The organism is Dietzia sp. DQ12-76 (assembly GCF_014145045.1).
GTDB lineage: Bacteria > Actinomycetota > Actinomycetes > Mycobacteriales > Mycobacteriaceae > Dietzia.
In genome coordinates this window covers 1-1,986 of record NZ_JAALDV010000237.1, presented here as the reverse complement: position 1 = coordinate 1,986, position 1,986 = coordinate 1, and the positions used below count along the sequence as shown (strand labels likewise).

1 protein-coding gene and 1 pseudogene are annotated in these 1,986 nt (G+C 62.2%); both read right to left on the bottom strand.

What is annotated here, in order from left to right; genetic code table 11:
• Positions 1-689: pseudogene (locus tag G6019_RS08940) on the bottom strand (hypothetical protein); the annotation flags it as partial.
• A partial coding sequence (locus G6019_RS08935) for an HsdM family class I SAM-dependent methyltransferase (protein ID WP_194305587.1) occupies positions 686-1,986 on the bottom strand: 1,301 nt, incomplete at its 5' end. The gene G6019_RS08935 and the pseudogene G6019_RS08940, both read right to left, overlap by 4 nt.

Genomic DNA, 1,986 nt, shown 5'->3' with positions numbered 1-1,986 from the left:
CCGGCCCGTGAATCAGCGGGGTTAGTGACCGCATGGCTGATCGTAGCGGCGCGGTCCTCGCGCAGGGTGGCGATGAGCTGCTCCTGCTTGTCGATCAGCGCATCGATCTTGGCGGTCTCGTGGTCGAGGAAATTCGCAATGAGGACCTGCTCGTCGGCAGCGGGAAAGCAAACGCGCTCGTCAAAGTAGCTTTGCTGGTCCAGGTTCTGAATTCCGGACGTTTGCTTGATGGACCTCTGCGTGATGCGTGATACGTATAGCCAATGGTGAAGGTAGGTCCAGAATCGCGGCTCCATACCTTGTTGAAGCGAAACCTTCGCGACGAAATTGGAAGGCACTGCGGGTTCGCTATGGTCGTAAAGGACGACGAACCCGACTGGACTTTTCTCTCCGCCGCCGGACTTTTCGAGGATGAGGTTTCCCTTGCGAAGCAGTCGCCCGCGCCTTTCTGGGGCGCTGACTTTTCGGTTGGTGATGTCGCGGTCATGAACGCCGAGGATGGGTCGATCGAAGTCGGCGACCCGCACGCAACGGATATCGTCTGGGCCCCCGTCAGGCTCATTGCCCCAGATTCCGTTCTGGCTGCTCGCAACCGACCACTTGATGCGGTCTACCGGCCAGCGACGGGGAACGACGCCAAGCCAGGGCACGCTCGAGTCCTTGTATTCCGCGTGTGCCGGCCAGTTCACGCCCCCACCTCCGCAAGCATGGCTTGGATCTCGGTGACGAGTTGGCGGAGGTCCTTCTGGATCTCTTCGAGGGGACGGGGCGGGGCGTAGCGGTAGAAGTGGCGCGTGAAGGGGATCTCATAGCCGGTGCGGGTCTTGTCGTGGTCGATCCACGCATCCGGAACGTGGGGCAGGACCTCGCGGGCGAAGTACTCTTCGACGTCTTCGGTGAGCGGGACGTTCTCGGTGTCGCGCAGTGAGGTGTCGGGTTCGGGGTTGCCCTTGGTGGTGATGACATCGGCCTCGGGGTCGTGCTCGCCGATGGTGGTCCAGATGGTCTTGATGACCGGGGCGCCGACCTTGGCCATGCCGGCGGCCTTCAGGGTTGCTTTGAGTTCGGTGACGAAGGCGTCGCGGTTGGTCCACGAGCGGCCCGAGAGGCCGTCGAGGGCGCTGCGGATGGCATCTTGATCAGCGGCGGGCAGCTTGGCGATGGCCTTGGTCGCGAGAACCAGCTCGGCGGTGTCCTCGGCAATGTGGAATCGCAGCTGCAGGGGGCGTTCGACCGTGATGGTGCGGTATCCGAACTCCGAGTTGGCGAATACCTTCGAGAGGGCGGGCGCCTCGTCGTCGTTGTCATGGTTTTCGAAGCCGTCGTAGAGTTCGCAGATCTTCTCGATGTCCTGCGGGCGTAGTTCTTTGCGCTTGGAGCCGAGGGACTTGCGCATCTTGCCGAACATCTCGACCGCGTTGATGAGCTGGACCTGGCCCTTGCGCTCTTCGGTCTTGGCGTTGTCCAGGATCCAGATGTAGGTGGAGATGCCGGTGTTGTAGAACAGGTCCGTCGGCAGGGCGATGATTGCGTCGAGAAGGTCGTTCTCGATGATCCACTGCCGGATGTTGGACTCGCCCGAGCCGGCGCCGCCGGTGAACAGGGGTGAGCCGTTGAGGACGATCGCGAGTCGGGAGCCCATATCGTCCGGTGAGCGGACGGGTCGCATTTTGCTGATCAGGTGCATCAGGAAAAGCAGGGAGCCGTCGGAGACTCGCGGGAGGCCGGGGCCGAAACGGCCTGCGAAGCCCCGCTGTTCATGCTCGTCCTTCACTGCTTTCTGCTGGGTCTTCCATTCCACGCCGAACGGAGGGTTGGAGAGCAGGAAGTCGAAGTGCTCGCCGTGGAAGCCGTCGTCGGTGAGCGTGTCACCGTTGTAGATGTTGTCCACGCCCTGGCCCTTGATCACCATGTCCGACTTGCACATGGCATACGAGCGGGAGTTGACCTCCTGGCCGTACTGGCCTGCTGCGGTGATCTCGGACG